This window comes from Pseudomonas sp. FW305-70 (assembly GCF_058783925.1).
On sequence record NZ_JBYSYZ010000061.1, the window covers coordinates 1 to 24,062 of the forward strand.

Genomic DNA, 24,062 nt, shown 5'->3' on the forward strand with positions numbered 1-24,062 from the left:
CGGTTTGCCAGTTAAAGCATTTGTCGACTGGCACACCGCCTTCGCGAGCAAGCCCGCTCCCACACTGATCTGTGTTTGTTTGAGGATTTCCTGTGCGTTCATTGTTCTGGCGTATCCTGGCCAGCTTCTGGCTGGCCATCGCTCTGGTTGCAGGGCTTTCCATCCTGCTCGGGCACATGCTCAACCAGGACGCCTGGATTCTCAGCCGCCACCCGGGCCTCAACACGCTGGCCGAACAGTGGACGCAAACTTACGAAAGCCAGGGCGAAGACGCCGCCCAGGACATTCTCCAGCAACGCAAACGCCAGTATCACATCGACGTTCAGGTGCTTAACGAAAGCGGCGATCCGGTGGTGCGCGGCACCTTCCCCAGACGTGCGGCGGCCTTTGAGGCGCGCCAGAACAATGATGACCGGCGCCTGCCATGGCGGCGCCTGACCGATGAGTTCACCAGCGAAAAAACCGGTGACACCTTCCTGTTCATCTACCGCATCCCACACCCGGAACTGGACGCCTGGCACCGCGAGAGCCTGCTCTGGCCGCTCAGTGCCCTGGGAATCGCCCTGGTGGTGCTGACCTTGTTCAGCCTGCTGGTGACCTTTTCCATCACTCGCCCGCTCAGCCGTCTGCGCGGAGCGGTGCATGACCTGGGACAAACCACGTATCAACAGAACAGCCTGGTCAAGCTGGCCAACCGTCGCGATGAGTTTGGCGTCCTGGCCAATGACTTCAACCGCATGGGTGCGCGCCTGCAGAGTCTGATTGGCAGTCAGCGGCAACTGCTGCGCGATGTCTCCCACGAACTGCGCTCGCCTCTGGCCCGTCTGCGTATCGCGCTGGCGCTCGCCGAACGGGCCGGCCCACAGGAACGGGAACAGCTATGGCCGCGCCTGACCCGGGAATGCGACCGACTGGAAGCGCTGATCAGCGAAATCCTGGTACTGGCGCGGGTCGACTCCGATAACGCCAGTGCCGAAGAGGTGGACCTGAATGCCTTGCTCAACACCTTGCAGAAGGATGCTCAACTCGGTTCACCCGAGCAGCTCGTACACCTCGAAGCCGAGTCGCAACTGAATCTGAAGGGCTGGCCGACCATGATCGAACGGGCCGTGGACAATTTGCTGCGCAACGCCCAGCGTTTCAATCCGGTGGGTGGCCTGCCGATCGAAATGCAGGCACTGCGTCAGGGCGAGCGGATCGTCGTGACCGTGCGCGATCACGGGCCCGGGGTCAGTGCCGAATATTTGAGCCAGCTCGGTGAGCCGTTCTATCGGGCGCCGGGGCAGACCGCGGCCGGACACGGCCTGGGCCTGGCCATCGCCCGGCGAGCGGCGGAGCGCCATGGCGGCTGCCTGGTGCTGGCCAATCACCCTGAAGGCGGGTTCATTGCCAGCCTGGAATTGCCGTTGGTGCCGGGGGCTGTCGTACAGCCCTGAAACCTGTGGGAGCGGGCTTGCTCGCGAAGAGGGAGTGTCAATCGACATCAAAATTGACTGATCCACCGCTTTCGAAAGCGGTGGATCAGTCAATTTTGATGTCGATTGACACTCCCTCTTCGCGAGCAAGCCCGCTCCCACATTTTTGCCCGGAGGTGCTCAGGCCTTGCCCGGCCAGGCGCTGACGAACTCGGCCAGGTCCACCTTCTCGGCCACTCGCGGTTCTTTCTGCGGCGTGCCCAGGTAAAGGAAAGCAATCACCTCTTCCCCTTCCGCCAACCCCAGCCCCTTGGCCACATGCGGCGAATAAGCCAGGTCACCGGTACGCCACACCGCGCCAATGCCCTGCGCATAGGCCGCCAGCAAAATCCCATGGGCCGCACAGCCCGCCGCCAGCAACTGCTCGGACTTCGGATACTTGACGTGATCCTGTAACCGCGCAATCACCACCACCACCAACGGCGCCCGCAGCGGATTATTGCGCGCCTTGTCGATGGCCGCTTCGCTGACTTCGCCGTCCGAAAGCTTCGCCGCTTCGGCCAGCAGCTCACCCATTTGCTCACGTGCCGCGCCTTCCACCGTCAGGAAGCGCCAAGGCTGCAAGTGACCGTGATCCGGAGCGCGCATGGCGGCACTGAACAGCACCTCGCGCTGCTCGGCAGTGGGTGCAGGGTCAATCAGTCGCGGAACGGAAACACGGTTGAGCAAAGCGTCGAGAGCCTGCATCGGCCACCTCCTGAAAAATTTGTGCGGCTATTCTAGCTGTAACTACCGCAGCAGTGCCGGTTTACATGCCCTGCCTCACAGGTAGAATGGCGGCCCTTCCTCTATCAGCCGAGCGGACCTCATGGCGTTGCCGACCTTACGGATCATTGGTTTCATCATCGGCATCTTCCTGATCACGCTGGCGATCTCCATGGTCATCCCCATGGCCACGCTGGTCATTTTCGACCGCACGAGCGATCTGCCGTCGTTCCTCTGGGCCAGCATGATCACCTTTGTCGCCGGTTTGGCGCTGGTGATTCCGGGGCGCCCCGAACACGTGCACCTGCGCCCCCGGGACATGTACCTGCTGACCGTCAGCAGCTGGCTGGTGGTGTGCATCTTCGCCGCGCTGCCGTTCCTGCTGACCCAACACATCAGCTACACCGACTCGTTCTTCGAAAGCATGTCCGGCATCACCGCCACTGGCGCAACCGTACTCAGCGGCCTGGACACCATGTCTCCCGGCATCCTGATGTGGCGCTCGTTGCTGCACTGGCTCGGCGGCATCGGCTTCATCGGCATGGCGGTGGCGATTCTGCCGCTGCTGCGCATCGGCGGCATGCGGCTGTTCCAGACCGAATCGTCGGACCGCTCGGAAAAAGTCATGCCCCGCTCGCACATGGTGGCGCGCCTGATCGTGGCAACCTACGTCGGCATTACCATTGTTGGCAGCCTGGCGTTCTGGTGGGCCGGGATGAGCCTGTTCGACGCGATCAACCACGCCATGTCGGCGATTTCCACCGGCGGTTTCTCTACCTCAGACCAGTCTTTGGCCAAGTGGCCGGAGCCTGCGGTGCATTGGGTCGCGATCGTCGTCATGATTCTCGGTGCCCTGCCGTTCACCCTGTATGTCACCACGTTGCGCGGTAACCGTCGGGCGCTGATCAAGGATGAACAGGTTCAAGGCCTGCTCGGCATGCTGCTGGTGACCTGGCTGGTACTCGGCACCTGGTACTGGTGGACTACCCAGCTGCATTGGCTGGAGGCGTTGCGCCATGTGGCGCTGAACGTGACGTCGGTAGTGACCACCACCGGTTTTGCACTGGGGGACTACAGCCTCTGGGGCAACTTCTCGCTGATGCTGTTTTTCTATCTGGGGTTTGTCGGCGGTTGTTCCGGATCGACCGCGGGCGGTATCAAGATTTTCCGCTTCCAGGTGGCCTATATCCTGCTCAAGGCCAACCTTAACCAGCTGATTCATCCGCGCGCGGTGATCAAGCAGAAGTACAACGGTCACCGCCTCGACGAAGAAATCGTGCGTTCGATCCTGACCTTTTCGTTCTTCTTTGCGATCACCATCTGCGTGATTGCGCTGCTGCTGTCGCTGCTCGGCGTGGACTGGATGACCGCCCTCACCGGCGCGGCCAGTACCGTGTCCGGTGTCGGCCCGGGGCTCGGTGAGACCATCGGCCCGGCCGGTAACTTCGCGACCCTGCCGGATGCCGCCAAGTGGATTCTGTCGTTCGGCATGCTGCTCGGCCGACTGGAGATCATCACTGTGTTTGTGCTGTGTATTCCGGCATTTTGGCGTCATTGACCGCTTCAGGCGCCTGCATCAGCCGCATCCGGTACTCGCCGGGTGTGGCATCGAACCAGCGGCGAAAAGCGCGGAAGAAGTTGCTCGGATCGGCGAACCCCAGCAAATAGGCAATTTCCAGCAGGGTCATGTTCGGTTGCGCCAGGTACTGCTCGGCCAGTTCGCGCCGGGTATCGTCCAGCAGTGCCTGAAAACTCGTGCCCTCTTCCTGCAAACGCCGTTGCAAGGTGCGCTGGGAAAGATGCAGCGTCTGCGCCACGGTGTCGCGCTTGGGCTCGCCCTGGGGCAACAGGCGGCACAACACCTGCCGCGCCTTGTGCGTCACGCGGCTTTCGGAAAAGCGCGCCAGGTACTCGCCGGCAAAACGGTCATGCAGCAACGCCATGGCTTCGTTGGCCGTCGGCAAGGGCGCTTCCATGTCCGCACGCTCGAAAATCAGCGCATCGTAAGGCGCGTTGAACACCAGAGGTGCATGGAAGGCTTGTTTATAGGGTTCCGGATTGGCCGGCTCGGCGCCTTGCAGCAGCACTTTGCGTGGTTGCAGCGTACGCCCGGTCAACCAGCTGCACAGCGCCAGGGCGCAGGCCAGTGAAGCTTCGGCACTCTGCCGGGTCGGTGGCAGATGGTCGCCATGCACCGTCAGAATCAGCGCATAGCCTTCGTCCAGCAACTGGAAACTCAGGTCGGCACTTTCGGCAATGATCCGCTGATAGCGCACCAGACGGTGAAAACCTTCGGCCAGTGTCTGGCTGGACATCAAGGCGTAACCGGTCACATGGAACTGCGCCGGTCGCACCACCTTGCCCATGTTCAGGCCGATGGCCGGGTTGCCGGACAGTTCGACCGCGCGTTGCCAAAGCCGTGTCATGGAATCTTGCGGGAAGCGTGCATCCGGATCATCCAGTGCCGCGTAGTCGAGCCCCAGCTGCTTGAACAGAACCCGGCAATCCAGGCCGTCCATCTCCAGCGCTTTGACAATCCCCATCGCCCAGCTTGCAGAAGTCGTTCGTTCGCTCATGGCGTTTTCTTACATGGTGAGCCGCATGCGACGGCTATTGACCGAAGGATACTAAAGTGGCGCCTATTGTCACTGGCTGATGCCATTGATCACTCTAGACTCAAATAAGCTACCCGCAGAACAACTTGCAGCCAGAACAATAACCACAGAGATCGCAGTCGTGGAAAACATCAAACGATTCAACAGTTTCGCTGAGTTCTACCCGTATTACCTCAGCGAACACAGCAACAGTACCTGCCGCCGTCTGCATTTTATCGGCACGACGCTGGTCATCTTGATACTGGCGCTGACCGTTGGTCGCGGAGCCTGGATGCTGTTGTGGGCCCTGCCTGTGGCGGGTTACAGCTTTGCCTGGGTCGGTCACTTCTTCTTCGAGAAGAACCGCCCGGCAACGTTCCAACACCCCCTCTATAGCCTGCTCGGCGATTTTGTCATGTACCGGGACATGGTGCTGGGGCGCGTTCCGTTCTAGAGAACATCCGTCACAAGAGAGTTGCCTATGAATGCCAATGCCCGCTTCACCCACATGAAGGACGGCACGCAGGAAGACTGGGCGATCATCGCCGCAGACTTCAGTGCCTACGCGCGACAATTGCCGACAAGGATTGTGGCGCACCTGAAGTTACTGGAGGGGGATTTTGGCGGGTTCCCGGTGGATCGCCTGACCCACTCCCTGCAAACCGCCACACGCGCCTTTCGCGATGGTCGCGACGAGGAATACGTGGTCTGCGCCCTGCTCCATGACATCGGTGACACCCTGGGCTCCTACAACCACCCGGACATTGCCGCAGCAATCCTCAAGCCGTTCGTCAGCGCCGAGAACCTGTGGATGGTGGAAAAGCACGGGATTTTCCAGGGCTACTACTTCTTTCATCACCTGGGCATGGATCGGCATCTGCGCGAGCAGTTCCAGGACCATCCGCAATACCAGGCGACAGTAGAGTTCTGTGCCAAATACGATGCGGCGGCGTTTGATCCAGCGTATGACACGCTGCCATTGAGCTTCTTCGAGCCGATGATGGAGCGGTTGTTTGCCAGTCCGAGGAACTCGATCTACAAGGCGGCGATGGAAGAGCACGCGCCGGCCTGACAGGACCGCTGCGCGGTCCATTCGCGGGCAAGCCCGCTCCCACAGGGTTATCTGGCGACCACAAGTTTTGTGCTCACCTTCGCCCACTGTGGGAGCGGCGGTGCGGCGATCCGACTTGCCCACGAAGAGGCCAGTACAAACACCAAATGACTGTCAGGCCAACTCGGCAACTTTCGTCGCCTTCATCTGCGCCTCCCGCGCCTGGGCATCCGCCAACCGGTACAGCTCGATCGAACCATCCCAATGCTCGATCAGCGCCGTGCACGACTCTACCCAGTCACCGCAATTGAGATAATCCACCTCGCCTACCTTGCGAATCTCGGCATGGTGAATGTGCCCGCACACCACGCCGTGCAGCTCGCGCTTGACGCATTCATGGGCGATGGCTTCTTCGAAGTCGCTGATGAAGCTGACCGCGGTTTTCACCTTGTGCTTGAGGTAGGCCGACAGCGACCAGTAGCCGTAGCCATATCGCGCGCGCCAATGATTGAGCCAGCGGTTGAGTGTCAGGGTGAATTCGTAGGCCGAATCGCCGAGAAAGGCCAGCCAGCGATGGTAACGGGTGATCACATCGAACTGGTCGCCATGGATCACCAGCAGATGCCGGCCGTCGGCGGTGACGTGCACGGCTTCGTCCACCAACTGGATATTGCCCAGGATCAGCTTCGAATAGCGGCGCAGGAACTCGTCGTGGTTGCCGGTGACGTAGATCACCTCGGTGCCACGCTTGCTCATGGTCAGCAGGCGACGGATCACGTTGGTGTGCGCCTGCGGCCAGTACATGCCACCGCGCAGTTTCCAGCCGTCGATGATATCGCCGACCAGGTAGATTCTGTCCGCGTGGTAGCCCTTGAGAAACTGCGACAGGTGTTCAGCCTGGCAATCCCGGGTGCCCAAATGCACGTCGGAAATCCATAGCGTCCGTACGCGTTGCTTACGGGTGGGTTTGGCGAGCTCGGCGCTGGTCATGGGCAACCCTCTGGCAAGTTTTGCCAAGTCTGCCGCGGCCCGGTTAATGGTCCATGACAGCGTCAAGTCAGTCCTGTGACAACGCTTGTTGGCCCGCTCGGTGTAGACTGACGCCCTGAACCGGGAGACCCGCGATGAGACCGATCCTCACGCTGCGCCAATACAGCCACGACCTGATCGTCCACAGCCATGAACACGCGCAATTGGTGTTCGGGCTTTCGGGCGCCCTGGATTTCGAGGTCGACGGCCGTGGCAGCCAGGTGGTCCAGCAGAGTTTCGTGGTGGTGCCCTGCGGCGCGCATCACGCGTGTGGCAGCGTCAATGGCAGCCGCTGCCTGGTGCTGGATGTGCCCGGCGAACAATGGGTTTCGCAGTCGTTGGGCGATCACGCCGAGTCCAGCCGACGCTTGCTCGACAACGCCGGCCGCCTGCCCCTGGACGCGGGACAAAGCCAATTGGTCAGCTGGCTGGCGAACAGTCCGGTCGAGGATCCGCTGATCGCACAACAAGGTGCGGTGCTGTTGCTGGCCAGCCTCAACAACGCCAGGCCCGACGCCGTCGGCGGTCGGCGCCTGCCCTATGCCGCGCTGAATGCACACATCGATCAGTACGCGGCGTACCCGCTGCAGGTGGCCGACCTGGCCCGGGTGGCCGGCCTCTCCAGTGCCCGTTTGCATGCGCGGTTCGTGGCTGAATGCGGGCAGACGCCGATGGACTACATCCGCAGCCGACGCCTGCACATCGCGGTGGGCATGCTGCGCAACTCGGCGCTGCCCATCGGCGAGATTGCCAGCCGCGTCGGCTACAGCTCCCAGAGTGCCTTCGCGGCGGCGGTGCTGCGCGAATTCGGGGCATCGCCCGGAAAACTGCGACGCGAGGCTGGCGACAAAAAACGCTAGTCTGCCGACAGACTTGACGGGGCATTACGCGCTTCAATGAGGCCTCTGTTCGTTTGTCATCAAGGATTGCAATGACTCCCCGTACCGCACTTGGCGCCTTGCATATCGGCGCATTGATGTTCGGCCTGACCGCCGTGTTCGGCAAACTGGCTGCCGCATCACCGGCGATCATCGTGTTCGGCCGTGCCGCTTTTGCCGTGCTCGCGCTAGCGTTTTTTGCACGGTTCGCCAGCCAGACGCGCTGGCAGAAACTCGAGGCCGTGGACTGGCGTCGGCTGCTGCTCGGCGGCTTGTTGCTCGCCGGGCACTGGGTGAGTTTCTTCATTGCGGTGAAAGTCGCAGGCGTGGCGATTGCAACGCTCGGCTTCGCCAGTTTCCCGGCCTTTACCGTGATCCTTGAAGGGTTGATCTTCCGCGAGCGCATTCGCGCCAATGAGATTGTGCTGGTACTGCTGGTGAGTGTCGGCCTGGTGCTGGTCACGCCTGATTTTGACCTGGCCAGCGGCGCCACCAGCGGCTTGCTGTGGGCCGTGGGTTCCGGGTTGTTGTTCGCCCTGCTGTCGCTGACCAACCGTGCCGGCTCCGGGCGCGTCCCGCCCGTGCAGGCCGCGCTGTGCCAGAACGTGGTGGTTGCCCTGTGCCTGCTGCCCGTGGCGGCGCCTCAATTGAGCGAAGTACGCGCCATCGACTGGCTGTGGATCGGCCTGCTCGGCGTGTTCTGTACCGGTGTCGCCCACAGTTTGTTTGTCGCCAGCCTGGCGGTGATCAAGGCACGCACCGCCGCCGTGGTGTTCGCCCTGGAGCCGGTCTACGGCATCACCGTCGCCTGGCTGCTGTTCAACGAAAACCCGACCCTGCGCATGTTGCTGGGAGGTGCCTTGATCATTGTGGCAATCGTGGTGTCCAGCAGGCTCTCAAGCAGTTCGAGCAAGAAAGCCGTTACCGCCGAGGCGGCGTCTCACTGAGTGCGGTCGTTGTGCCCCAGGTCGCGGTCCGGGTCGATCTGGTCGCGGACCCGCTGCTTGAGCACTTTGGCTTCCGGGAAGCCACCGTCCGCCTTGCGCTCCCAGATCTGCACGGCGTCACAGAACACATGAAAGACCCCGCCAGTGCCCGGTACCAGGGAGACTTTGCCCAGGTCGTCACCAAAGGTGCTGAGCAGTTCCTGGGCCAGCCAGGCCGCACGCAGCAGCCACTGGCATTGCGTGCAATAGGTGATGACGATTTCCGGTTTGTGGGCAGTCATGATGGGACGCAACTCCAGAGTTTGACGAGGCCGCTATGATAGCCCGGCCGGTGACTGTCGAGTCGGCTGATCAGGTTGTGCCTCTAACCCGAACGCAGGCTCGATCATGGCCAGAGCCCCCGGCTGCCTGGTCTCGTCCAGGTTGATCACGTCCCAACTCGACGCCATGGACAGCTCCTCCAGGTTGAGCCGGTACTCATCGTCAATGACGGATTCGCCGGGTATCGCCAAACCCGGAGCCGCCACGGCAGCAGCGACCGGGATGGTGTGACGGTTATCGACCCACTCAAGTTCATCATTGGCTGGCACCCCGTCGCGCTGCGCAGTGGGCGATTGCGTGACGGGCGGCCAGATCACTGGCTCGGTAAAAAACTCAGCCGACGGCTCATGCGGCGACGGCAGAGCCTCTGAATCCGTGGCTTGATGCTGCTGGTGCCGACGACGTACAAACCAGCCCAGCGCCAGCAACCCCATCAACGCCGACACACCGGCAATCTGCAACCAGCCAACCCCGGGGGGGTCAGCAATGACGGGGGCCGGTGCCACTGCATCAGAAACCATGGGTTGCGCCTTTACCTTCTTGAGTTCAGCCAGTTGGGATTGCAGCTCGGCCAACTGCTGTTTCTGGCCGTCGATCAGCTCATCCTGGCTTTGCAGCTTCGCATTGAGTTCATCGACTGTGGATTGAAGCTGGTGGTTTTGCAGGGTGCTGGCAGCCAGTTGTTCGACAGCGGGATCAACCATGGAGACGTCAGTTGCTGGCGTCGTCCTTGCCATGGGTGGCGGCGTTTCGACCGGTTGAACCTTGGGGAATGCAGACGCCGGGGAACGGGAAACCGGTTCATCGGTGGCGGCAACAATGCCTGGCGACCCCGGTGGATCGATCAGCACCGTGTACTCGCGCAATAACCGGGCGTTGGGCTGATTGAGCTGCACAAGGAAATTCAGGAAGGGTTCACTGACCGGTTTGCTGGATGTCACCTGGATCACGCTGCGCTTGCCGCGCAGGACCGGAGTGAATGTCAGATTGTCGAGGAAAAAGACCCGGTCGACCCCGGCACGGCTGAACTCGTCTGCCGATGCCAGGCCCACCGACAGCTCGCCCTCCTCCAGGCCAGCCGCATCCACCAGGGCGATATCGGCACGCAGCGGTTGATTCAGCGCCGAATGCAGGGTGATTTCACCCAGGCCCAGCGCCGGAGCCCATGCCGAGTAAGTGACCGCCGCCCCAGCCAGCAACCCCTGTGAACAACCGCGCAAAACCAACCGCCAACACTTGAGCATGAGCATCCTTGAGATCTACAAAAATTACCCGTACGCGTTCGTACATCCGTTACGAACACGATATCGCCGAGTAGTTCTTATAGTCTGCGCAATGCGGTCTCTCAAAAGCCTGGCAGTCGGTTATGCCTCAGGATTTTTCAAGGTTGCCCAGGATATGGCCGTGAACCCGCATGCACACCTTCAAATCCGCCTCATCGACGCCTTCGAACAGTTCGTGACGCAGTTGCGTGGCAATGGTTTCAATTTGTTCGATCAGGGGAAGCGCCGGGGCGCAGAGCACGATTTTCTTCGCCCGACGGTCTTCCAGCACAGCCTGGCGTTGCACCAGCCCCTGGCTTTCCAGACTGTCGAGCAAACGGGCCAGGGTCGGGCCTTCGACGCCAACGCTTTGTGCCAGCTCCCGCTGGGTCGGAGCTTCTTCGAAACGGGCCAGGTGCAGCAGCACCAGCCAGCGCGCCTGGGACAAGCCCATGCCCGCCAGACGGCGGTCCAGTTCGGCACGCCAGCCACGGGACATCTGGGCCAATTGCATGCCAAAGCGGTGTTGATCGGTTAACGGCATAAAACACTCATGATTAGACTGAAATAAATAAAAACTAATTATTAGTCAGCTAAGCATGAGCCTCGATCCGAGGCAAGGCTTGATCTGTACTGAATCGTTACATCAGCACTACCGATCTCTCAAATCTCGAATTCCGACTGCAAGGCAGCGCGAACACAGTACAAAACCCCTTCCGGTACCCGGCCCGCGAACAGCGCGGCGATCTCGGAAACCGGCGGCAATTCGCCTTCGCCGTCGAGGAAGGCGTCCTGGACTTCACCCATCAGGTCTTCAGGCAGATCCAGCGCCTGCTCCAGCGACAACTGCTGCTTGCCGATCGCTTCGGCCAGCATGGCGTAGACGTTCTTTTCCGAGCACTGCAACTGACCGGCGATCTGCACCGGTGTCATACCCGCCCGCGCCAGCGTGATCAGTTCGTGACGTACGTCGGCCACCGGTTTCGGCGCCTCGACCTGGCCGCCGAGTACTTCGAGGAAGGCCTCGCCGTAACGCTCCAGCTTGCGCGCGCCGACGCCGCTGACAGTGGCCATTTGCGCCAGCGAGGTCGGCTGGCTGCGCAGCATTTCCAGCAAGGTCGAGTCGGGAAAGATGACATACGGCGGCACACCATGTTCTTCGGCGAGCTTGCGCCGCAGGGCGCGCAAGGCTTCCCATTGTTCGCGCTCCTCGCCACGGACCAGTTGGCTCGCCTGGCTTTTGCTGCTTTTCGCCACGGTTTGCGCCTTGAGGTCGCGGCGCAATTCCAGGGTCACCTCGCCTTTGAGCAGCGGCCGGCAACTGTCGCTCAGACGCAGGCCACCGTAGCCTTCGAGGTCGATGTCGGCCAGACCACGGGCCACCAGTTGGCGGAACAACGAGCGCCACTCGCCCTCTGTCATCGCCTTGCCAACACCAAACACCGAAAGATGCTGATGGCCGAAGTTTCGGACCTTTTCGTTGTCCTTGCCCAGCAATACATCCACCAGGTGTCCGACACCGTAGCGTTGACCGGTGCGGTAGATCGCCGACAGCGCCTGACGCGCCGGCTCGGTGGCATCCCAGGTCTGCACGCCGTCGACGCAGTTGTCGCAATGACCGCAAGGCTGGGGCATGTCCTCGTCAAAGTAGGCCAGCAGCGTTTGCCGACGGCAGCGGGTTTCTTCACACAAGGAAAGCATGGCGTCGAGCTTGTGCTGCTCCAGGCGTTTGTGGCGCTCGTCGCCTTCGGAGTTCTGCAGCATCTGCTTGAGCATCACCACGTCCTGCAGGCCGTAGGCCATCCAGGCGTCTGCCGGCAGGCCGTCACGGCCACCACGACCGGTTTCCTGGTAGTAGGCCTCCAGGGATTTCGGCAAATCGAGGTGCGCGACAAAACGCACGTTGGGCTTGTCGATGCCCATGCCGAACGCCACGGTGGCGACCATGATCAGGCCTTCCTCATTGAGGAAGCGCTTCTGATGGTAGGCCCGCAGATCGTTGGGCAGGCCGGCGTGGTACGGCAGCGCCGGAAAGCCCTGTTCGCTGAGGAACGCGGCGACTTCCTCGACTTTCTTGCGCGACAGGCAATATACGATGCCCGCATCGCTGCGGCGCTCGGCGAGGAACGCCAGCAACTGCTTGCGCGGCTGCTCCTTGGGCACGATGCGATAAAAGATGTTCGGTCGGTCGAAGCTCGAGAGGAAGCGCTCGGCGTCTTGCAGGTGCAGCCGGGTGACGATTTCTTCCCGGGTGCGCTTGTCGGCCGTGGCGGTCAGGGCAATGCGCGGCACGTCGGGGAACATTTCCGCCAACTGGCCCAGTTGCAGGTATTCCGGACGGAAGTCGTGGCCCCATTGCGACACGCAGTGGGCTTCGTCAATGGCGAACAGGGAAATGTTCAATCCCTGCAGAAATGACAGCATGCGCGGCTGGACCAGACGCTCCGGCGCCAGATAGAGCATTTTCACTTCACCGCGGCGGATGCGGGCGGCGAGGTCGCGCTGCTGCTCGGCGCTGAGGGTGGAGTTCAACGCGGCGGCGGCCACGCCCAGCTCTTCGAGGGTGGCGACCTGGTCGTCCATCAGGGCAATCAGCGGCGAGACCACCACGGCCAGGCCTTCGCGCAGCAACGCCGGGACCTGGAAACACAATGACTTGCCGCCACCGGTAGGCATCAGGACCAGGGCATCGCCACCGCTGGCCACGCGCTCAATGATTGCACCCTGGCGGCCACGGAAACTGTCGTAGCCGAAGATGTCCTTGAGGACGCGTTGAGCCTGTTCGAGCATAGAAACTCCAAAAATCACCGAAACATCCCTGCAAGGCTGGTTCAGAACCCGCGACGCTGCACCGACAAATCGTAAGTGCGCATTGCATGACGCTTCACATTTCAGCCGTGAAGCCAGCAGGGCATCACAAAACGCGCGAGTATACCCGAGCCCCGTCCGGCAAAGGGCACCGCTGATAAGACACGCAATACAATCTGTGGGAGCGGGCTTGCTCGCGAAAGCGGCTTCAAATTCAACATTTACGTTGGCTGACCCACCGCTTTCGCGAGCAAGCCCGCTCCCACATTTGCCGTGCGGCTGGCCCAAGCGCTCAAGAAGGCCTAGAATTCCCGCATCGAACATTCCCCAAGGTAGTCCTTTAATGTCCTTCGCTGAGCAACTAACCCGCCTGCAAGTCTTCCTCGACGCTGATGAACTGCATGACGAGGCGCTGGACTACGTGGCCGCCCACGGCTACCTCACTGCGCTGTCGATCTGTTCCGAAGTGGTCCCGGACCGTGAATGGATCGACGCACTGTTCGCCGAAGAGCCGCATTACAGTGGCGAAGCCCAGCGCGAAGAGATCGAAGCCACGCTGATCGGCCTCAAGGCCCACATCGCCCGCCAGCTGGCCTCCGACGAGGAGTTCGAGTTGCCGTGCGACCTGGACCTGGGCGACGACCCGGACGATTCCGAACTGCGCGGCTGGTGCATCGGTTTCATGGAGGGCGTGTTCCTGCGCGAAGAAGCCTGGTTTGAAACCGCCGAAGACGAAGTCAGCGAAATGCTGCTGCCGATCATGGTCGGTTCGGGCCTGTTCGACGAGCAACCGGAATTCTCCGACATTGCCGCCGACGCCAACCTGATGGACGACATGATCGTGCAGATCCCGGAAGCCCTGACTGCGCTGTACCTGCTGTGCAACGCACCAGACGAAAAACCGGCGATTCTCAAACCCCGTCACCACTAAGGTTTTGCCTATGGACAACCCCATAGGCAACCGCCCCCTGATGTTGCGCTACGTACTGCTGGCCATCGGCTGGCTGAGCGTAGCGTTGGGGGTCATCGGGATTTTCCTGCCGGTATTGCCCACCACCCCCTTCCTGCTGCTGGCGGCCGCCTGCTTTGCCCGCAGTTCGCCGCGTTTCTATCAATGGCTGGTTAAACATCCGCGGCTTGGTCCGTGGATTCGCGATTACCTCGACGGCAACGGCATTCCGCTCAAGAGCAAGGTCTACGCCATCGGCCTGATGTGGGCGAGCATCCTGTTGTCCTGTTATCTGGTGCCGCTGCCTTGGGCACGGGGGTTCATGCTGACCAGTGCGGTGCTGGTGACGATCTACATCCTCAGGCAAAAAACCCTGCGCAAATCCTGAAGTCTTGTGGCGAGGGAGCTTGCTCCCGCTGGGTTGCGAAGCGACCCCCAAACCATTCGATCCAGGCTCCCCTGGTACACCGCGCTCACCTGTTCTGCGACTGCTGCGCAGCCGAGCGGGAGCAAGCTCCCTCGCCACAGGTGCTGTAGGCAACCCGACGACCTGCCCTCCCCCTGCAGAATCTCCACCTAAACTCCACGAACCTACACTCGAGCAGCCAGACATGGCCCGCAGTCTGCGTAGTCCAGGATGGCCAGCGCTCCGACTTCGGCTCGGCGTCTGGTTGCTGCTGGCCGGTTTACTGCTGACCGTTTTCAACGGCGTCCGGGCCGACTGGGATTTTGCGCAGATCCTGCAAACCGTGGAAAAACGCTACGGCCCGCCGGGACCGGCACGAAACCGGATCGAGGCGTGGAGTCAGATGCTGCAAAGTGCACGCGGTGCGCCCGAACGTGAGCAGCTCAACGCGGTGAACCGCTTCTTCAATCAGCAGTTGAATTTCCAGGACGACACGCGCATCTGGCAACAGACCGATTACTGGGCCACGCCTGTCGAAGCCCTGATCAAGGGTGCCGCCGATTGCGAGGACTACGCGCTGGCGAAGTATTTCAGCCTGCGCCGGCTCGGTTTTCCCAGCGAAAAACTGCGCATCACCTACGTCAAGGCCCTGAGCCAGAACCAGGCGCACATGGTGCTGACGTTCTACAGCGCCCCCACGGCCGATCCACTGGTGCTGGACAACCTGATCGGCGATATCCGCCCCGCCTCCCAACGCAAAGACTTGCTGCCGGTGTACGCCTTCAACGCCGAAGGCCTGTACCTGCCGGGCAAGAACGGCAGCCAACGCAGCAGCGACTCGAAAAAACTGTCGCGCTGGCAGGACGTGTTGAAAAAGATGCAGAGTGAAGGGTTCGACATCGGCGACGGCTAACCGCCATGGCAAGGAGCGAGATATGACACTGCGTAAACAGTTGTTCCTGGCCATCTGCCTGTTCCTGCTGGTGGCGTTCAGCGGCAGTTTTTTTGCCAGCCTCGAAAGCTCCCGCGAGCAAACGCTCAGTCAGCTGCGCGCCCACGCCCAGGATGCGGCCACCGCGCTGGGGCTGTCGCTGACGGCACAGGTCGATGACCCGGCAATGATGGAGCTGATGGTCAGTTCGATTTTCGACAGCGGCTATTTCAGCAGCATTCGCGTGATCAGGCTCAAGGATCAGCAAACCCTGGTGGAGCGCAGCGCACCGACAAAAATCGACGGTGTGCCTGACTGGTTCGTCAACCTGGTCAACCTGCGCCCGGAGGGTGGCGACGCCTTGGTCATGCGCGGCTGGGAACAGCTGGCACGGGTCGAAGTACTGAGCAATCCTCAATTCGCCCTGGCCAAGCTCTGGGACAGCACCCTCGGCAGCCTGATCTGGTTGCTGTTGTGCGGGCTGTTCAGTGCGGTGATTGGAGGATGGATGCTGCGCAGGCAGTTCCGCCCACTCGACAACATGGTCCGACAAGCCGAAGCCATCAGTAAACGCGAGTTTCTCAGCCTGCCCAACCTGCCACGCACACCGGAGCTGAAACGGGTGGTGCTGGCCATGAACCAGATGGTCGAAAAGCTCAAGGCGCTGTTCGTCGAAGAGGCTGAGCGCAGCGAAAAGCTGCGGGCCGAATCCTATCTGGACAGCCTTACCGGCCTGGCCAACCGGCGCCTGCTCGACGAACAACTGGGCGACCAATTGAGAGTGTGCGAACAGAGCCGCGATGGCCATCTGCTGATGTTGCGGATCAACGACCTGAACGGGCTCAACCAGCGACTGGGCGGCCAACGAACGGACGCACTGATCAGCGCCGCCGGCGAACTGCTCAGGCGCCTGACCCAATTGCCGGAACGTCGCACCTGGCTGGCGGCGCGCAATCGCGGTGGCGAATTCAGCCTGCTGACACCGGGTCTGGACGCCGAAAGTGCCGTGCGCCTGGCCGCCGATGTCAGCATCAGCCTGGAGAACCTGCGCCTGACCGGCGCCAGCGATTGCATGCCCGTCGCCCACCTGGGCGTTGTCGCCTATCGCCCCGGAGAGCCGATCGGCAACGTACTGCTGCGCCTTGATCAGGCATTGACTGAATCCCGGCAACGTCCCGAGCGACCCTGGGTGTATCTGGGCCACCATGACACCGCGCCGAATCACTCCCAGCACGACTGGCGCACCTGGATCGACGATGCCTTGAGCGAAGGCAAGATGCAGTTGTACTTCCAGCCCGTCGTGCAATGCGCCGACACCCGCCAGGTACTGCATCACAAAGTGCTCGCACGCCTGCTCGATCCACAGGACGAGGCAATTGCCGCCGGGCATTTCCTGCCGTGGATCGAGCGTCTCGGCTGGTCGGCACGCTTCGACCTGGCCATGCTCGAAGCCACGCTGGACGACCTGGTGGTCAACCGCAGGCCCTTGGCATTGAGCCTGTACGGGAGCACCCTGCGCGACCCGGTGCAATGGCGAACAATCCTCGACCTGCTCGACTCTCTTCCCGAACTGGCACCGCTGCTGACCCTGGAAATCGACGAGCGCCAGCTGCCCTCCCCCGAAGAACTGCAGCATTTGAGCCACAGTCTGCTGAACACCGGTTATCGCATCGGCCTGCAACACTTCGGCGGGCGCTTCAGCCAGATCGGCAACCTCACCCAGTTGGGTTTGGCGTACCTGAAAATCGATGGAGCCTACATTCGCAACATCGACGAGCAGCCTGACAAGCGGCTGTTCATCGACGCGATCTTTCGCGCGACCCACAGCATTGATTTGCCGTTGATTGCCGAGATGGTCGAGACGTCAGGGGAGTTGGCGGCCATCAGAGAGCTGGGTGTTTTCGGCGCGATGGGGCGGTTGATCGGGCCGCCGGAGCCAACCTTGCCTGGCCTCCAAGGCAACTTCGACCATTGACCGAAAACCAACTTACAGCTGTCACTTGTGAGAGTAGGCAGGTTATCTGACGAGGTTTTAAATCACTCCGGCATCCAAAATTCTTCAACACCCGGAGTCATCATGACCACTACCCCCCCGAAAACCTCGGCAATCACGCCAAACACACAGAATGAAACAATAGCGAAAGTAACCTTCGATGAAGTCCGAGACAGCAACGGTCATCTCGTTGGCAATAACAGCGTAACTTTTGACAAAAACCTGAATTTCAAGGGTACGGCCGGCGAAAATACGGAGCTCTGGATTCGCGATGAGGCGGGCACAATTACTGACGTGACCAGCGAAGGTAACATCTGGATCAAAGAGGTCACTCTGCGAGGCTTCCAGCGCTACAGCCTTTACGCTATCGAGAAATTCCCGCCTCAAGATAGATCCTCACAGTACGTTATCGTCCTGGCGACCGAGACGCCAATCATCGACACAGTCATCGGCAAGAATGGCCCGATTAAAGATGGCGATCCCTACGACGGCGACTCGCTCGAATTCTCCGGTTACGCACCTCCCGGTATGGAAGTTGAAGCGTTCAACGGCGACACCACCACGGGCAAGAAAACCATGGTGGATACTGTCGGGCGGTTTCAGCTCACCCTCGACGGGCTTACCGCAGGCGACTACAGCATCAAGATCAGGGCCACCAATGGCAAAGAATCCAGTGCGTTTACCTTCCGCGTCATATTGGATGTGAAACTGAGCCTGGATGACGTCCTCGAGTCCGAAGACGGCCCTTCTGTTCCTGAAGGTTGCACCACCGGCAAGACTCAGTTGATCATCAAGGGGCATGCCATGCTCGGTGAGAGCATTCAGCTACTCAATGGCGGCGCCCCCATAAAAGATGCCGTCGCAACTGCTGATCCCGTCAATGGAGCCTGGAAAATCCTGCTCGATGTGACAGATGGAGACTACAGGCTCGCTGCCAGGGCGGACTATGGCGATGGGGAAATCACCGCCCCGCCCCGCACCTTTACCGTGGAATCCACCATCAAACCGCACAATACCCGTGTGTACGATTCGGACGGCCTGATCCAGGACAACGGTACCACCCCATACAACCATGTCATTGTCAGGGGTGATGCGGGCCCAGTCAGCGCAGATCAGGCTGAAGATCAATGGTGTCACCGAGCCGAAGCCGGAACCGACCGACGATACGGGTAAATGGGCCAGATTGGTTACAAGCCTGGAATACGGAACCACTTATCAATTCATCGCGGTGGCAGACTATGGTGACAACTCAGAGTCCACCCCCTGGACGATTACTACCGGGGTACCGAACGTATAAGCAGTCATCGCAAGTGTTAAAGACTCCAGTGGCCAGACAGAGCCCTGGTTAGAAACTATTGAATGAAAAAACCCGCCATCCCTTACACAGCAATGGCGGGTTTTTCCGTTCAGGTTTCAGGTCACACGGTATCCACCTTCAACGAATGATCATTGAGCATGCCGTTGATGATGGTCGCCGTGTCATGCCCGCTCGCGACCACCCCACCCGCTCCCGGCGTGACACCGTATTGGCTGGCGAGGTTGACGCCGGCCAGGTCGATGGTCTGGTTCGGCGCGGCGCCGGCCATGGCGCTGACGTCGATGCTGGTCACCGTCGACGCCCCGCTACCGGTGACGGTGAAGTGCAGGTAGTCGTCCAGCGAAGCCGTGGTGCCGTTTTCCCCTTGCAGCAGTTGCGACAGGTCGAGTTTGTCAGTGCCGGGCGTGAAGTCCGTGATCACGTCATGGCCGCTGTTGTCCTTGAGCCACTGGAAGGTGTCGGCCCCTGCCCCGCCGCTGAGGGTGTTGTTGCCCAGGCCGCCAATCAGCAAGTCATCGCCGCCCCCGCCACTGAGGATGTCGTTGCCCAGGCCGCCGTTGATCACGTTGTTGCTGTTATTGCCGGTCAGGGTGTCGTTGAAGTTGGAGCCGGTGAGGTTTTCGATAGCCATCAGGGTGTCCGTGCCCGCGCCGAGGGTGTTCTGCGCAGCGAGCAGGCTGAGGTCGACCGTGACCCCGGCGGTGGCGTGGGCATAGCTGGCCGTGTCGATGCCCGTACCGCCATCGAGGGTGTCATTGCCCGGGCCGCTGTAGAGCAAGTCATTGCCGGCGTCGCCGTGCAGCTCGTTGTTGCCGGAGCCTGCGGTGAGCACATCGTTGCCGTCGCCGGCATTGATGATGTTGCTGCCCGTGCCCGCCACCAGGATGTCATCTGCGCTGGTGCCGGTGAGGGTGTGGCCTTCCTGATAGCTGATGGTCAGGTTGGCCGAGTCGCTGCCACCATGGTTGTCGTTGGCGGTGTAGGTACCGTGGTAGTCCGTGGTGACTTCGTGCGCACCGGCGTAGTTCACCGTCATGGTCAGTTCGTAGTTTTCTTCCGAATTCTTATTGCTGCCACTGGTGTTGGCGATGTTGGTCACGTGGATCTGATAAGTACCATCCGCGCCGGCGCTGATGGTGCCACCATCGGCGATGCTGACAAACGCCCCACCGTTGAGCGAATACTCCATCGTGATGTGCCCAGGGTCCAGGTTGTGATCGAGGCTGAGCGTCTCTCCCTGTTTCAGTTTGACCGTGATGAGGTCTTCGTTGTTGCCATTGGATTGGTTCGCTGCGCTGAGATAGCCACTGACCACCAGCAACGCCGTCATGGTCGCCGCGTTGGCCGCAAAGGCGTTGCGCACGTTGGCCAGACTCTGGTTGGCGGGGTTGTTGTTTTCGCCGGCGAAGCTGATCGCGCCGGTACCGGTGAAGTCCTCGCCTTTCACGACCCAGCCGGTGTTGAACGAGGTCGGTGTCGCCGATAGTTGGTCGCCATCGGGGTCGGTGTCGTTGGCCAGCAACAGTTCGCCCGGCACCACGATGTTGCTCGACGGCACGTTGGTGATGACGTGGTCATCGGCGGCCACTGGCGGTACGTTCGGTATGACTTTGATCGTCAGGGTGGAGCTGGCCAGATCGCCATCGTTGTCGCTGACGGTGAAGCCGATGTTTTCGGTGATCAACACCGAGGTGGTTTTCTGCGAAATGTAAGCGTATTCACCGGTGTCGAGATTGATCTGCAAGGTACCGCTGTTGTTGGTGGCAATGTTCAGTGTGTTGTCCACGGTGTTGAACGTGCCATGGTTGAGCCCGCCGCTGAAGTTCAGGGAACCCTGATTGGTGTTGCCGCTCGGATCGTAGGTGTACGTGGTGCCGTCCACCGTGATGGTCTTGATGAAGCCGCCATCGGCGCCGAATGCACCGCCCTCGCCCAGCAGCGAGCCGGTCACCGGTGCACCGTTCACCGTGCCGGACAGCACCGAGTTGAGCTGGTTGAGGTCGGTCACCACCACCGAATTGGTGTTGGTGTGGCTGCTGCCGTCATAGGCCAGCGGATCGAGGTTGGCGTTGCTCACACCGCTGCCCAGGCCGATCGCGTAGTTCTTGATGTTGTTGGCATCGAGGAAGGCTTTCAGCGCGGTTTCGTCGGCGGTACCGATTTCCTGGCCGGTGGTGGGCTTGCCGTCGGAGAAGAAGTAGCCGACGTTTTGCGCACCGGTCAGTTTGCCCGAGGTGTTGAACGCGGTCTGCATGGTCGCCACGGCCGCGTCGTAGTTGGTGCCGCCGTCCGCAGTCAGACCGGTGAGTAGCGTCTTGGCGGTGGCGACATCGACCCACACCGAGGTCCTGTCGGTAGCGCTGCTGCTGAAGGTGACGAGCTGTACTTTTACATCGCCCAGGTCGTCGTATTTATCCAGCAAGGCACTGATGGCCTGCTTGGCCAGGGCCAGGCGCGACAGGCCCGGTACGCCGGAAGCGTCGGCCATACTGCCGGAGACATCAAGCACGATCAGCAGGTTGGAATCGATCTCCACTGCCGCCACCGAGCGATCCGATGCCACTGCCTTGGGCACGTCATCGACAATGTTGACCACGATGGTGCTGATACTGCTGTTGCCCGACGCATCGGTGGCCTTGTAGGTGAAGCTTTCACTCAGGCTGTTCGGACCATCGTTGGCATTCGGTGAGGTTTTTGGCGCCGAGGTCAGGGTGTAGGTGTAGCTGCCGTCGGAGTTGAGCAGGATCTGCCCGTAGGTGCCGGTGGCGCTGCCGACCAGGGTGTAGGTGAGCGCGCCGCTGGCACCCGAGACAGATCCGACCAGGGTCCCGGACGCAGTTTCACCGGTATTGCCCGGATCGCTGCCGGTGACCGTACCGGCGGCCAGGTCCTGGCCGCCCTGGTTCAGGTCGAGGGCTTTTTCATAGACCGTCACGTCGCTATCGGGGTTGGCCTTGATAATGCTGTTGGCCACATCAATGGTGATGGTCGTGGTGCTTTCATCACCATCGGAGTCGCGCACGGTGTAGGTGAACGTATCCGTGGCCCCGGCAACGCCGACCGAATCCGGGTTGCTGTGATACACCGCGTTGCCGTTGGCATCGAGCGTCAGGTAACCGTAGGTGCCGTTGATCGGGTTACCCAGCCCGCCGACGGCCGAGGTCGCGGTATTGCCGCCGGCGCGCACGCCGACCACCGTCGCCGGACCATCGGCGCCGTTGATGTCATTGCCCAGCACACCGATATTGACCGTGCCGCCCTCCGTTACCGATGACGAGTCAGGTTTGGCGCTCGGCAAGTCATCGACGATGTTGACGTTGATCTGCCCGTTCGCGATGTCGCCATCGGTGTCGGTGGCGACGACGTTGATGTTCTCGATGAGGCTGTTGATGCCGTCGGCGGTTGGATGGGCTTCGTTGTCGTTCAGGGTGTAGCTGTAGCTGATCACGCCGGTGGTTGGGTTGTAGCCGGTGATGGTCAGGGTGCTGCCCAACGGCGTGACGGCGGTTTGCGGGAAGCCGGCGGCCACGCCACCGCTGACCACGGTGATGCCGCCCACGGTCAGGGTTTGCAGGCCATCGAGGGCGGTGACCGTGAAGGTGCCGCTCTGGGTCAGGGCCGGTGCGTTGGGGTCGGTGCCGTCAATGAGGTTTTTCTCGTAGACCGTCAGCTCGCCGCCGTACACGTTGAGGCCGTTGAGTGTCACTTGATTGTCGTTGTTGTGGATCTGCAGTACCAGGTTGGCGGTGCTGATGTCACCGTCGGCGTCCGTGAGGGTGTAGGTGAAGGTTTCGGTATCGCTGCCACCGCCGTGCAGGTTTTTGAAGTCCGCACTATTGGGATCGAGCGTGTAGGTGTAGGTGCCGTTGGCATTGAGCACCAGGGTGCCATAGGTACCGGTGAAGGTGCCTGGGGTGACCGGGCCGACGGCGACTTTATCAGCGCCGATCACGTCGTTGCCGAACACATCGCCGCTGAGGCTCGGCACTGCCTCCGAGGCGGTGCCGAGGTTGCTGTCGTTCATCGCTTTGGGCACGTCATCGACAATGTCCACCACGATGGTGCTGGTGACGATATTGCCCAGCGAGTCGGTAGCCTGATAATTGAAGGTCTCGTGCATCACGTTCGGGCCGTCATTGGCGTTCGGTGTGGTGCTCGGCGGGGTCGTCAGGGTGTAGGTGTAGGTGCCGTTGGCGTTGAGCTGAATCTGTCCGTATGCCCCCACGTTGCTGCCGACCAGGGCGTAGGTGATCGCGCCGACGGCGTGAGTGACCGAGCCCACCAGTGTGCCGGAAGCGGTTTCGCCCGTGCTGGTCGGATCGCTGCCGACGACCGTACCGGCGGCCAGGTCCTGGCCGCCCTGGCTCAGGTCGAGGGCTTTTTCGTAGACCGTCACGTCGCTATCGGGATTGGCCTTGATGATGCTGTTGGCCACATCGATGGTGATGGTGGTGGTGCTTTCGTCACCATCGGAATCGCGCACGGTATAGGTGAACACATCCACCGCGCCAGGGGCGCTCACTGCGTTAGGCGTGCTGTGATACACGGCGTTGCCGTTGGCATCGAGGGTCAGGTAACCGTAGGTGCCGTTGATCGGGTTGCCCAGCCCGCCGATGGCCGAGGTTGATGTATCGCTACCCGCGCGCACGCCGACCACAGCGCCAGCAGCAGCCGGACCATCGGCACCGCCGATGTCGTTGTCCAGCACATTGCCGCTGACGGTGCCGCCCTCCTGCACCGAGTCCGCATCGGCTTTGGCGGTCGGCAGGTCGTCGATGATGTTGACGTTGATCTGCCCGTTCGCGATGTCGCCATCGGTGTCGGTGGCGACGACGTTGATGTTCTCGATGAGGCTGTTGATGCCGTCGGCGGTTGGATGGGCTTCGTTGTCGTTCAGGGTGTAGCTGTAGCTCACGACACCGGTCGCCGCGTTGAAGCCGGTGATGGTCAGGGTGCTGCCCAACGGCGTGACGGCAGTTTGCGGGAAGCCGGCGGCCACGCCACCGCTGACCACGGTGATGCCGCCCACGGTCAGGGTTTGCAGGCCATCGAGGGCGGTGACCGTGAAGGTGCCGCTCTGGGTCAGGGCCGGCGCGTTGGGGTCGGTGCCGTCAATGAGGTTTTTCTCGTAGACGGTCAGCTCGCCGCCGTACACGTTGAGGCCATTGAGGACCACCGGATCGTCATTGTTGTTGATTTGCAGTACCAGGTTGGCGGTGCTGCTGTCGCCGTCCGCATCGGTGAGGGTGTAGGTGAAGGTTTCCGTGCCGTCGCCACCGCCGTGCAGGGCTTTGAAATCGGCATCGCTGGTGTTCAGCGTGTAGGTGTAAGTGCCGTTGGCGTTCAGCACCAGGGTGCCGTAGGTGCCGGTGAAAGTGCCGGGGGTGATCGGGCC

Annotated in this window: 19 protein-coding genes; 11 read left to right on the forward strand and 8 right to left on the reverse strand. The window is 61.2% G+C overall.

Annotated features, from left to right (window positions below):
- Positions 1-92 precede the first annotated feature (92 nt).
- Entirely contained in the window at positions 93-1,436 is a 1,344-nt protein-coding gene (locus AC3WN7_RS27095) for a sensor histidine kinase (RefSeq protein WP_095963820.1), read from the forward strand.
- Positions 1,437-1,595: 159 nt separating this feature from the next.
- Here the strand turns inward: AC3WN7_RS27095 and AC3WN7_RS27100 are convergent, their stop codons facing one another.
- Complete coding sequence (locus AC3WN7_RS27100) at positions 1,596-2,162, reverse strand: NAD(P)H nitroreductase (RefSeq protein ID WP_102673838.1); 567 nt, start codon at positions 2,160-2,162, stop codon at positions 1,596-1,598.
- Between the two features lie 121 nt (positions 2,163-2,283).
- On the opposite strand from AC3WN7_RS27100, the gene AC3WN7_RS27105 reads away from it, so the two are divergent.
- Positions 2,284-3,738, forward strand: coding sequence for a TrkH family potassium uptake protein (locus AC3WN7_RS27105; protein WP_102673839.1), 1,455 nt, complete (start codon positions 2,284-2,286; stop codon positions 3,736-3,738).
- Here AC3WN7_RS27105 and AC3WN7_RS27110 read toward each other — a convergent pair.
- Positions 3,695-4,756, reverse strand: a complete 1,062-nt coding sequence (locus tag AC3WN7_RS27110) for an AraC family transcriptional regulator (protein WP_102673840.1) — start codon at positions 4,754-4,756, stop codon at positions 3,695-3,697. The two genes, AC3WN7_RS27105 and AC3WN7_RS27110, sit on opposite strands and share 44 nt — an antisense overlap.
- Positions 4,757-4,916: 160 nt before the next feature.
- Between AC3WN7_RS27110 and AC3WN7_RS27115 the strand changes: the two genes are divergently transcribed.
- On the forward strand, positions 4,917-5,228 hold the full coding sequence (locus tag AC3WN7_RS27115) for an Mpo1-like protein (protein WP_102673841.1): 312 nt from the start codon (positions 4,917-4,919) through the stop codon (positions 5,226-5,228).
- Between the two features lie 27 nt (positions 5,229-5,255).
- The gene (locus AC3WN7_RS27120) at positions 5,256-5,846 is read left to right on the forward strand and encodes an HD domain-containing protein (RefSeq protein WP_102673842.1); all 591 of its coding nucleotides are present in this window, start codon (positions 5,256-5,258) and stop codon (positions 5,844-5,846) included.
- Positions 5,847-5,999: 153 nt separating this feature from the next.
- Here AC3WN7_RS27120 and AC3WN7_RS27125 read toward each other — a convergent pair whose 3' ends face one another.
- Positions 6,000-6,815 (reverse strand): UDP-2,3-diacylglucosamine diphosphatase, encoded by an 816-nt coding sequence (locus tag AC3WN7_RS27125; RefSeq protein WP_095963815.1) that lies wholly within the window; start codon positions 6,813-6,815, stop codon positions 6,000-6,002.
- A gap of 134 nt (positions 6,816-6,949) precedes the next feature.
- Between AC3WN7_RS27125 and AC3WN7_RS27130 the strand changes: the two genes are divergently transcribed.
- Both AC3WN7_RS27130 and AC3WN7_RS27135 read left to right on the forward strand, forming a co-directional pair.
- Positions 6,950-7,714 carry a helix-turn-helix transcriptional regulator gene (locus tag AC3WN7_RS27130; protein WP_102673843.1) on the forward strand — a complete coding sequence of 255 codons (765 nt, stop codon included), beginning with the start codon at positions 6,950-6,952 and terminating at the stop codon, positions 7,712-7,714.
- A 71-nt stretch (positions 7,715-7,785) separates the two neighbouring features.
- On the forward strand, positions 7,786-8,679 hold the full coding sequence (locus AC3WN7_RS27135; protein WP_102673844.1) for a DMT family transporter: 894 nt from the start codon (positions 7,786-7,788) through the stop codon (positions 8,677-8,679).
- Here the strand turns inward: AC3WN7_RS27135 and AC3WN7_RS27140 are convergent.
- From AC3WN7_RS27140 to recQ, 4 genes are all read right to left on the reverse strand, one after another.
- Entirely contained in the window at positions 8,673-8,960 is a 288-nt protein-coding gene (locus tag AC3WN7_RS27140) for an Rdx family protein (protein WP_095963812.1), read from the reverse strand. The genes AC3WN7_RS27135 and AC3WN7_RS27140 overlap by 7 nt on opposite strands.
- 33 nt (positions 8,961-8,993) lie before the next feature.
- Positions 8,994-10,244: a type IV pilus assembly protein FimV gene (locus AC3WN7_RS27145; RefSeq protein WP_102673845.1), complete on the reverse strand. Its 1,251-nt coding sequence runs from the start codon at positions 10,242-10,244 to the stop codon at positions 8,994-8,996.
- A 127-nt stretch (positions 10,245-10,371) separates the two neighbouring features.
- Positions 10,372-10,806 carry a MarR family transcriptional regulator gene (locus AC3WN7_RS27150; protein ID WP_007975279.1) on the reverse strand — a complete coding sequence of 145 codons (435 nt, stop codon included), beginning with the start codon at positions 10,804-10,806 and terminating at the stop codon, positions 10,372-10,374.
- Positions 10,807-10,925: 119 nt separating this feature from the next.
- Complete coding sequence (gene recQ / locus AC3WN7_RS27155; protein WP_102673846.1) at positions 10,926-13,052, reverse strand: DNA helicase RecQ; 2,127 nt, start codon at positions 13,050-13,052, stop codon at positions 10,926-10,928.
- Positions 13,053-13,413: 361 nt separating this feature from the next.
- Between recQ and AC3WN7_RS27160 the strand changes: the two genes are divergently transcribed.
- The 5 genes from AC3WN7_RS27160 (at position 13,414) to AC3WN7_RS27180 (ending at position 18,522) form a co-directional block, all read left to right on the forward strand.
- Positions 13,414-14,001, forward strand: coding sequence for a UPF0149 family protein (locus tag AC3WN7_RS27160; protein WP_007975277.1), 588 nt, complete (start codon positions 13,414-13,416; stop codon positions 13,999-14,001).
- 10 nt (positions 14,002-14,011) lie between these two features.
- Positions 14,012-14,407, forward strand: coding sequence for a YbaN family protein (locus tag AC3WN7_RS27165; protein WP_102673847.1), 396 nt, complete (start codon positions 14,012-14,014; stop codon positions 14,405-14,407).
- A gap of 223 nt (positions 14,408-14,630) precedes the next feature.
- Positions 14,631-15,338: a cysteine protease LapG gene (lapG, locus tag AC3WN7_RS27170; RefSeq protein WP_015096311.1), complete on the forward strand. Its 708-nt coding sequence runs from the start codon at positions 14,631-14,633 to the stop codon at positions 15,336-15,338.
- A gap of 22 nt (positions 15,339-15,360) precedes the next feature.
- The gene (lapD, locus tag AC3WN7_RS27175; protein ID WP_102673848.1) at positions 15,361-17,331 is read left to right on the forward strand and encodes a cyclic di-GMP receptor LapD; all 1,971 of its coding nucleotides are present in this window, start codon (positions 15,361-15,363) and stop codon (positions 17,329-17,331) included.
- A 102-nt stretch (positions 17,332-17,433) separates the two neighbouring features.
- A complete protein-coding gene (locus AC3WN7_RS27180) occupies positions 17,434-18,522 on the forward strand; it encodes a carboxypeptidase regulatory-like domain-containing protein (protein ID WP_256585641.1) in 1,089 nt (362 codons plus the stop codon).
- A 245-nt stretch (positions 18,523-18,767) separates the two neighbouring features.
- Here AC3WN7_RS27180 and AC3WN7_RS27185 read toward each other — a convergent pair.
- The coding region (locus tag AC3WN7_RS27185; protein WP_492575419.1) for a cadherin-like domain-containing protein at positions 18,768-24,062 on the reverse strand (5,295 nt) is incomplete at its 5' end.

Bases quoted from the DNA above. Each gene is read 5' to 3' on its own strand.
- AC3WN7_RS27100 (WP_102673838.1), bottom strand. From the start codon at position 2,162: ATGCAGGCTCTCGACGCTTTGCTCAACCGTGTTTCCGTTCCGCGACTG.
- AC3WN7_RS27105 (WP_102673839.1), top strand. From the start codon at position 2,284: ATGGCGTTGCCGACCTTACGGATCATTGGTTTCATCATCGGCATCTTC.
- AC3WN7_RS27110 (WP_102673840.1), bottom strand. From the start codon at position 4,756: ATGAGCGAACGAACGACTTCTGCAAGCTGGGCGATGGGGATTGTCAAA.
- AC3WN7_RS27120 (WP_102673842.1), top strand. From the start codon at position 5,256: ATGAATGCCAATGCCCGCTTCACCCACATGAAGGACGGCACGCAGGAA.
- AC3WN7_RS27125 (WP_095963815.1), bottom strand. From the start codon at position 6,815: ATGACCAGCGCCGAGCTCGCCAAACCCACCCGTAAGCAACGCGTACGG.
- AC3WN7_RS27130 (WP_102673843.1), top strand. From the start codon at position 6,950: ATGAGACCGATCCTCACGCTGCGCCAATACAGCCACGACCTGATCGTC.
- AC3WN7_RS27135 (WP_102673844.1), top strand. From the start codon at position 7,786: ATGACTCCCCGTACCGCACTTGGCGCCTTGCATATCGGCGCATTGATG.
- AC3WN7_RS27140 (WP_095963812.1), bottom strand. From the start codon at position 8,960: ATGACTGCCCACAAACCGGAAATCGTCATCACCTATTGCACGCAATGC.
- AC3WN7_RS27145 (WP_102673845.1), bottom strand. From the start codon at position 10,244: ATGCTCAAGTGTTGGCGGTTGGTTTTGCGCGGTTGTTCACAGGGGTTG.
- AC3WN7_RS27150 (WP_007975279.1), bottom strand. From the start codon at position 10,806: ATGCCGTTAACCGATCAACACCGCTTTGGCATGCAATTGGCCCAGATG.
- recQ (WP_102673846.1), bottom strand. From the start codon at position 13,052: ATGCTCGAACAGGCTCAACGCGTCCTCAAGGACATCTTCGGCTACGAC.
- AC3WN7_RS27160 (WP_007975277.1), top strand. From the start codon at position 13,414: ATGTCCTTCGCTGAGCAACTAACCCGCCTGCAAGTCTTCCTCGACGCT.
- AC3WN7_RS27165 (WP_102673847.1), top strand. From the start codon at position 14,012: ATGGACAACCCCATAGGCAACCGCCCCCTGATGTTGCGCTACGTACTG.
- lapG (WP_015096311.1), top strand. From the start codon at position 14,631: ATGGCCCGCAGTCTGCGTAGTCCAGGATGGCCAGCGCTCCGACTTCGG.
- lapD (WP_102673848.1), top strand. From the start codon at position 15,361: ATGACACTGCGTAAACAGTTGTTCCTGGCCATCTGCCTGTTCCTGCTG.
- AC3WN7_RS27180 (WP_256585641.1), top strand. From the start codon at position 17,434: ATGACCACTACCCCCCCGAAAACCTCGGCAATCACGCCAAACACACAG.